The 7,050-nt window shown below is 36.0% G+C and carries 8 protein-coding genes; 7 read left to right on the top strand and 1 reads right to left on the bottom strand.

The window, feature by feature from the left end:
- The first annotated feature begins 271 nt into the window (after positions 1 to 271).
- Positions 272 to 985 (top strand): CPBP family intramembrane glutamic endopeptidase, encoded by a 714-nt coding sequence (locus tag JCM6256_RS08840; protein WP_025081322.1) that lies wholly within the window; start codon positions 272 to 274, stop codon positions 983 to 985.
- Positions 986 to 1,360: 375 nt separating this feature from the next.
- On the opposite strand, the gene JCM6256_RS08845 is transcribed toward JCM6256_RS08840, so the two are convergent.
- Positions 1,361 to 2,782, bottom strand: coding sequence for an APC family permease (locus JCM6256_RS08845; protein ID WP_025081323.1), 1,422 nt, complete (start codon positions 2,780 to 2,782; stop codon positions 1,361 to 1,363).
- A 150-nt stretch (positions 2,783 to 2,932) separates the two neighbouring features.
- Here JCM6256_RS08845 and ylxM point away from each other — a divergent pair, with 150 nt between their 5' ends.
- From ylxM to rplS, 6 genes are all read left to right on the top strand, one after another.
- Positions 2,933 to 3,274 carry a YlxM family DNA-binding protein gene (gene ylxM / locus JCM6256_RS08850; protein WP_025081324.1) on the top strand — a complete coding sequence of 114 codons (342 nt, stop codon included), beginning with the start codon at positions 2,933 to 2,935 and terminating at the stop codon, positions 3,272 to 3,274.
- Between the two features lie 3 nt (positions 3,275 to 3,277).
- Positions 3,278 to 4,708 (top strand): signal recognition particle protein, encoded by a 1,431-nt coding sequence (ffh, locus tag JCM6256_RS08855; protein WP_025081325.1) that lies wholly within the window; start codon positions 3,278 to 3,280, stop codon positions 4,706 to 4,708.
- A 91-nt stretch (positions 4,709 to 4,799) separates the two neighbouring features.
- Positions 4,800 to 5,072 (top strand): 30S ribosomal protein S16, encoded by a 273-nt coding sequence (gene rpsP / locus JCM6256_RS08860; RefSeq protein ID WP_025081326.1) that lies wholly within the window; start codon positions 4,800 to 4,802, stop codon positions 5,070 to 5,072.
- Between the two features lie 71 nt (positions 5,073 to 5,143).
- On the top strand, positions 5,144 to 5,659 hold the full coding sequence (rimM, locus tag JCM6256_RS08865) for a ribosome maturation factor RimM (RefSeq protein WP_025081327.1): 516 nt from the start codon (positions 5,144 to 5,146) through the stop codon (positions 5,657 to 5,659).
- A complete protein-coding gene (trmD, locus tag JCM6256_RS08870; RefSeq protein ID WP_025081328.1) occupies positions 5,649 to 6,368 on the top strand; it encodes a tRNA (guanosine(37)-N1)-methyltransferase TrmD in 720 nt (239 codons plus the stop codon). Before rimM ends, trmD begins: the two co-directional genes overlap by 11 nt.
- Before the next feature lie 117 nt (positions 6,369 to 6,485).
- Complete coding sequence (gene rplS / locus JCM6256_RS08875; RefSeq protein ID WP_025081329.1) at positions 6,486 to 6,833, top strand: 50S ribosomal protein L19; 348 nt, start codon at positions 6,486 to 6,488, stop codon at positions 6,831 to 6,833.
- Positions 6,834 to 7,050 lie beyond the last annotated feature (217 nt).

A 7,050-nucleotide genomic window follows, 5' to 3' on the forward strand; every position in this document is an offset into this window, starting at 1 on the left:
GTAACTTAAAGTCATTAATCTTAATAAATTTATTCAATAACATAATATTGTTTTTATGAATGAAAAAGCTTTTACATATCAAATCTTGTTAAGTATGATGATGTTTCATCTGAATATTTATGGCCACATACTAGAGATTGGTTATGGGGCTTTAAAAATAGCCTTGAAGGAAGATCTTGGCATCATCGTTCTTGGAGAGACAGAGATTAATTAAACAGAGAGAGGAAGAAAATTTTTCTTTCCCTTTTTATTTTATATGATTGGAGAGCTTATGAAATTTGTTAAAAAATTTTTTAAATGGATAGGCATTATAATCTGGGTGTTTTTAATCTTTGCAATTATGCAAGTGCCTCAAGTAGAAACTACACCTACATACGAATTTGAAGGGTGGAAAGAATTCCATGAGATAATGAGGCAAATAAGCATACCGCACCATATCTTTTTAATGGTTTTATTTACAATAATCACTTTAATTATGGAATGGTTTCTATGTAAATGGGTAGGAAATAAATTAGACTTAACTAAGAAGATGACGCTTAAAAAATGGATTTGGGGTATAGTCGGAGGTATAACTTCATACTTAATAGCAAAGTTACTTTTAATTGACCAATCTCAATCTACAGGCACTAATATATATTCTGCAACAGCACAAACAGCATTAGCAATTCCTATGTTTATTGCGATTGTTATGATTGCGCCAGTTTTAGAAGAATTTCTATTTCAAGCCGCAATTCAAAAAGGGATTTTTAAAAAGTTAAATCCATGGATAGCTATAATACTTACGAGTATGTTTTTTGGATTAGCTCACACGGGCGAATTCAATTTTACTTTTTGGAATATATTCATAAGCGGTGGCGTCCCGTTTGCATTTATTTACCAAGAAACAGATGATATTAAAACTCCTATTATCGCTCACTCAGTAAATAATTTAATTCCTTTTATTGTTGCTTATGTTCCGTATATTTTGAGTTTGGTTAAAATGTAAAATGAAGATTATAATAGAAATTAGATTTTAGAAAGTGCCATATTTATGATTGATTGGATAATGGCAGGATTTTATGCGGTCATGCTTTTTACATAATTGTTGGAATTTGTTTGATGATTATATCAATAGCAGTCTTTAGACGTGGCCGTCAAATATCCAAGAGTCTTAAAAAAATGAAAGCAATCTTCGTGTTGTTCAAACATATTTGATTGCCTTTGTTATTTTCTTTGCAGGCTTTTTAAACTTATTTAAATAGACGTATTTCTTTTTATGAAAATTAATATGGAAAGAAAATTTCACAAAAATATTAACAAGAATTGAAGGCAAAACAAAAAAGATCTGAAAATTTAGTTTTTCAGATCTTTTTTATAATATTTATTTGTTTAAACTTGAATGTCTAATACCATAAGTTAGGTAAATAATTACTCCTAAGATGAACCACATTCCAGCATAAATCTTAGCTTGTGAATCCAAACCTAAGAAGACGATTAATGATGCAAGGAATCCTAAGAAAGGTAAAACAGGATAAAGTGGCATCTTGAAAGATGGTTCTTCAATATCCATTCCTTCACGTTTTCTTAATGGATAAATACCAATTGAAACAAACATGAAGGCGATTAAAGTTCCTGCTGAAATAAGTTGTGACAAAGCCGCAAATGGGAAGATTGCGCCAATTAAAATACCGATAAATGAAAGAGAGATCACAGCATTATTGGGACGACGGTTTTTATCAAGTTTTCCTAACCACTTAGGAAGCATCCCGTCACGACCAAATGAGTAAATTAATCTTGAACCAGCCATGCTCATTCCAATTAACGCGGTGAACATTCCCAAAACGGCGATAGTTTGAACAATAACAGCTATAGCCGGATGTCCTGCATAACGAAGAGCAAGTCCAACCGGTTCCGCATTGCCGGCGTATTTTTGATAAGGCACAACGCCTACAAGAACCAAGCCAACACAGACAAATAAAACAACGGCAATGATCAATGAGCCGATAATACCACGTGGCATTGTCTTTTGCGGATTAATTGCTTCTGCAGAGTTAGCTGCAACCGAATCGAAGCCAATATATGAAAGAAAAATCATTGCCACGCCGGCATAAATTCCTTGCCAGCCACCAAATGGGCCATTAGCAGTCATGCGATATTTAGGAATAAACGGAACAAAGTTGCTATGCTTGATAGCAGTTGCGCCCACGACAACGAAAAGCAAGATTGCAAAAACTTTTAAAACAACTAATGCATTTTCTACTCGAGCTGCTCTGTTAAGGCCAACAGATACTAAAACTCCGACAATAGCAATTGAAATGATTGAAAATAAATCGATCACGCCACCATTTGTACCAAAAGCGTTTGATAAATAAGGTGGTAATTTCCAACCTAATGGGGCAATCAAGGCTCGCAAGTTTGCGGAGAGACCTGAGCCTACGAAGGCTAAAGCGATGAAATATTCTGCTAAAAGCGCCCATCCGGCAACCCAGCCCCAAAATTCACCGAATACAACATTAATCCATGAATAGGCTGATCCAGCAAACGGCATTGCAGCTGACATTTCTGCGTAAGCAAATGCCACAAGCCCGGCAGCAATTGCTGCTAAAATAAATGAAATTGCTACAGCAGGACCCGTATGCATGGCAGCAACTTCACCAGGAAGAGTGAAAATTGAAGCAGAAACGATGGTTCCGACACCTAGTGCTAAAATATCCTTAACTTTTAAGGACCTTACCAGATGTCCATCTTTATTTTCATATACACGTGGATCTTCTTTGCGATTCATAGTTTTCCAAAGATTCACAATAATCACTCCTCTTTTTTCTCATTCAATATAATTGATTATTATTAATTTAAGATTAAATTATAATTCATTTCATTTTAACAACGAAAATAGGAACAGTCAATTCTAAAAAGGCGCCTTTTTGCTATACTTAAGAACGGTGAAACTTTTATGGATGAACTTACAAAAAATGAAAAATTAGGTGATCTTTATGCCTATTATGGTTCTTTATTAACTAAGGGACAACAAAGCTATTTTGAAGATTACTACTATAATGATCTTTCTCTAGGAGAGATTGCGATTAATCATGATGTTTCGCGACAAGCGGTATATGATAATTTGCGTCGCTCAAGCAAAGCACTAGAGAATTATGAAAATAAATTGCATATGCAGCGCGATTATAATCATATTGAAGAAGTGTTGGCTGATGTAACTTTGGCAATTGATAATGGTGATGCTTCAGCTGCGAAAAATGAGATAATAAAATTATTAGATCAGATGAGGGGAGAATAGCCCATGGCTTTTGAAAATTTAAGTGAACGAATTCAGAAGGCTTTAAAAAATTTAACAGGTAAGGGTAAGATTTCGGAAGAAGATATTAATAAGGCAAGTCGTGAAATCCGTCTTGCTCTTCTTGAAGCCGATGTAAACTTTAAGGTTGTTAAAGACTTTATTAAAAAGATTAAAAAAGAAGCTCTTGGCAAAGAAGTTCAAGAAAGTTTAAATCCAGGTCAACAAGTCATTAAGATTGTTAATGATGAATTGACTGAAATGATGGGTGAAACAGCAGTTGGCTTAAACAAGTCTAAACATATTCCAACTATTATTATGATGGTTGGTTTGCAAGGTACAGGTAAAACTACAACTGTTGGTAAACTTGCATATCATTTGCAAAAGACCGAAAATGCTCGTCCGCTTTTAATCGCTGGGGATATTTATCGTCCAGCTGCTGTTGATCAGTTAAAGCAAATTGGTGAACAATTAAAAGTTCCGGTTTATAGCGAAGAAAATGAAAAAGATGTTGCTAAGATCGTTCAAGATGGTTTAGCTGAAGCTGATAAGAACAAGAATGACTATGTCATCATCGATACGGCTGGTCGTCTTGAAATTGATGAACCTTTGATGGAAGAACTTGAAAGAGTTAAGAAGGTTTCCGATCCTGATAACATTCTTTTAGTTGTAGACGCGATGACTGGTCAAGCTGCCACAGATGTTGCCAAGGGATTTGACGAACGTCTTGATGTTACCGGCGTGATTCTTACCAAGCTTGATGGTGATACTCGTGGTGGTGCTGCGCTTTCAATTCGTGCCGTTACTGGTAAGCCAATTATTTATACAGGACAAGGTGAAAAGTTAACTGATTTGCAAGACTTCCACCCAGACCGTATGGCTTCCAGAATTTTGGGCATGGGCGACATGCTTACTTTAATCGAACGTGCTCAACAAGACTACGATGCTAAAGAAGCACAAAAAGTTGCTGAAAAGATGAAGGAAAACACCTTTGATTTCAATGACTTTATCGATCAATTAGAGCAAGTTCAAAAGCTGGGACCTTTGGATCAAATTATGAAGATGATCCCAGGAATGGCTAATAACCCTCAACTTAAGAATATGAGCATTGATGAAAAGCAAATTGCACATACTAAGGCGATTGTTTACTCAATGACTGAAGAAGAACGTGAAAACCCAGATATTTTGAATCCAAGTCGTCGAAGAAGAATTGCTGCAGGTTCTGGTCGTCCTGTTGTTGAAGTTAACAGAATGATTAAGCAATTTAAGCAAGCTCGTGACATGATGTCTAAGATTACCAAGGGTAACTTAAAAGGTATGGAGAACTTGCCAGGCATGGATTCACCAATGGCTAAAATGGCAATGAGAAGAATGGGTAAGCAATTTAAGAAGAATAAGCATAAGCGTATGAAGAAGATCAAGAGATTCCATTCTTAAAAAATATTTTCAGCTGTTAAGTAAAAATACTTTACACCTCTGCCAGATAATGGTATATTATTAATCGTTAAGTTTTAGGAGGAAATTATTTATGTCAGTTAAAATTCGTATGCACCGTGCTGGTGCCAAGAGAAAGCCATTCTACAGAATCGTTGTTGCAGACTCACGTATGCCACGTGATGGTCGTTACATCGAACAAGTTGGTTACTACAACCCAGTTTCAACTCCAAAGGAATTGAAGCTTGATGAAGACAAGATCTTTGATTGGCTTCAAAAGGGTGCACAACCTTCAGACACTGTTAGATCACTTATCTCAGGTGCAGGTCTTATGAAGAAGTTGCACGACGCAAAATACAATAAGTAATAACATTACTTTAAAAAGTTTGGAGCCACAAGCTTCAAACTTTTTTTCTTACCTAGATTTAAGGAGAACAAATGCAGTATTACGATGTAGCTAAAATTATCAATACACATGGTTTGAATGGTGAGCTTAAAGTATCTTTGATTACTGATTTTCCTGAAGAAAGATTTTCTGCAGGATCAGAATTGGCATTGAAGGATGATACTGATCGAGTTTTAACAGTGAAAAAAGGTCGTCCATTCAAGCAATTTTGGCTAGTAGAATTCGAAGAAATAACTGATATTGATCAAGCTGAAAAATTAAAGGGAAAGACTTTGGTTATCAGCGAAGCTAATCAACAAGAATTACCAGAAGGCGTATATTATTACCGTGACATTATGGGATGCCAGGTTATCGATAATGATTCTAATGAAGAAATTGGTGAAATTACCGATATTGAATCTCCAGGTGCAAATGATATTTGGTTAGTAAAAGAGAAGAATGGCAATGAATTTTGGCTTCCTTATATTAAAGATGTCGTTAAAAAAGTCGACGTTGAAAATAAAAAGATCTATGTTGAATTAATGGAGGGCCTACGTGATGAAGATTAATGTTTTGACTCTTTTTCCAGATATGTTCACGCCGCTTCAAACATCGATGCTCGGTCGTGGATTGGAAGATAAAAAATGGGATCTTAATTTAGTTAATTTCCGTGATTTTACAACTGATGTTCATCACCATGTCGATGATACGCCTTATGGTGGCGGAGCAGGCATGGTTCTTCAAATTATGCCAATTAAGAAGGCCTTAGATTCTTTGCCTTCAACTGGTAAGGTAATCATTACTGCACCACAAGGTAAGACTTTTAATGAACAAATGGCTCAAGATTGGGCAAAAGAAGAAGAACTAACCTTTATTTGTGGTCATTATGAAGGTTTTGATCAAAGAGTTTATGATTTAGCTGACGAAACTGTTTCAATTGGTGATTATGTTTTAACAGGTGGAGAACTTCCTACAATGAGCATGATTGATGCGACAGTACGTTTGCTTCCAGGAATTTTAGGAAATGCGGCTTCTCCTGTAGAAGAAAGTTTTTCTTATGGACTTCTTGAATATCCGCAATATACTCGTCCCGCTGATTTTGAGGGGCAAAAAGTTCCAGAAGTATTAACAAGCGGCAATCATCAAAAAATTGCGGAATGGCGTCACTATGAAGCTTTGAAAGCTACATATATACATCGACCTGACATGCTTAAGGATCGTGAAATGACGGCTGAAGAAAACAAAATGCTTCGTCAGATTAAGGCAGAGCTTGATTAGAGGCTATTTATCTGGTAAACTAGTTTGCGTGGCAAATGCCATAGATTTTATAAGTTATGGGTGTTCCGCTGGGCGCTAGGCGTGATAATGAATGCCGAAGAAGGAGAAAAATATATTATGGATCCATTAATTGCTGAATTAACTAAAGAACAACTTCGTGACGATATGCCAGAATTCCGCGCAGGTGACACTGTTCGTGTTCACGTACGTGTTGTTGAAGGTTCTCACGAACGTATCCAAATGTTCGAAGGTGTTGTAATCAAGAAGAAGGGTACTGGCATCGGTGCTACTTACACTGTTCGTAAGATTGCTTCAGGTGTTGGTGTTGAACGTACCTTCCCAGTTAACGACCCACGTGTTGCTAAGCTTGAAGTTGTACGTCATGGTCGTGTACGTCGTGCTAAGCTTTACTACTTACGTGACCGTAAGGGTAAGGCTGCAAGAATTGCAGAAGCACGTCGTTAATCTGCAAGATTACGATAAAAGAAAGAGTCAACTCGTTAAGAGTTGGCTCTTTTTTTATGATTAGATTATTAATTCTATATAATTAATAAAAATCGTTGGTAGAGTAGTTGTAACATTGCAAAATTAATTCTATGCAATTAGATAGCAGTTCATATATTAAGTAAAAATATAATATCTAAAGTAAATATGAAATCGGGTTGACACCTTAAAATAGTAG

Origin of the sequence: Lactobacillus hamsteri DSM 5661 = JCM 6256 (assembly GCF_000615445.1) — a bacterium.
Lineage (GTDB): Bacteria > Bacillota > Bacilli > Lactobacillales > Lactobacillaceae > Lactobacillus > Lactobacillus hamsteri.

What these genes read in the sequence shown, in the direction of transcription:
- JCM6256_RS08840 (WP_025081322.1), top strand. Translation starts at nt 272, where the DNA reads ATGAAATTTGTTAAAAAATTTTTTAAATGGATAGGCATTATAATCTGG.
- ylxM (WP_025081324.1), top strand. Translation starts at nt 2,933, where the DNA reads ATGGATGAACTTACAAAAAATGAAAAATTAGGTGATCTTTATGCCTAT.
- ffh (WP_025081325.1), top strand. Translation starts at nt 3,278, where the DNA reads ATGGCTTTTGAAAATTTAAGTGAACGAATTCAGAAGGCTTTAAAAAAT.
- rpsP (WP_025081326.1), top strand. Translation starts at nt 4,800, where the DNA reads ATGTCAGTTAAAATTCGTATGCACCGTGCTGGTGCCAAGAGAAAGCCA.
- rimM (WP_025081327.1), top strand. Translation starts at nt 5,144, where the DNA reads ATGCAGTATTACGATGTAGCTAAAATTATCAATACACATGGTTTGAAT.
- trmD (WP_025081328.1), top strand. Translation starts at nt 5,649, where the DNA reads ATGAAGATTAATGTTTTGACTCTTTTTCCAGATATGTTCACGCCGCTT.
- rplS (WP_025081329.1), top strand. Translation starts at nt 6,486, where the DNA reads ATGGATCCATTAATTGCTGAATTAACTAAAGAACAACTTCGTGACGAT.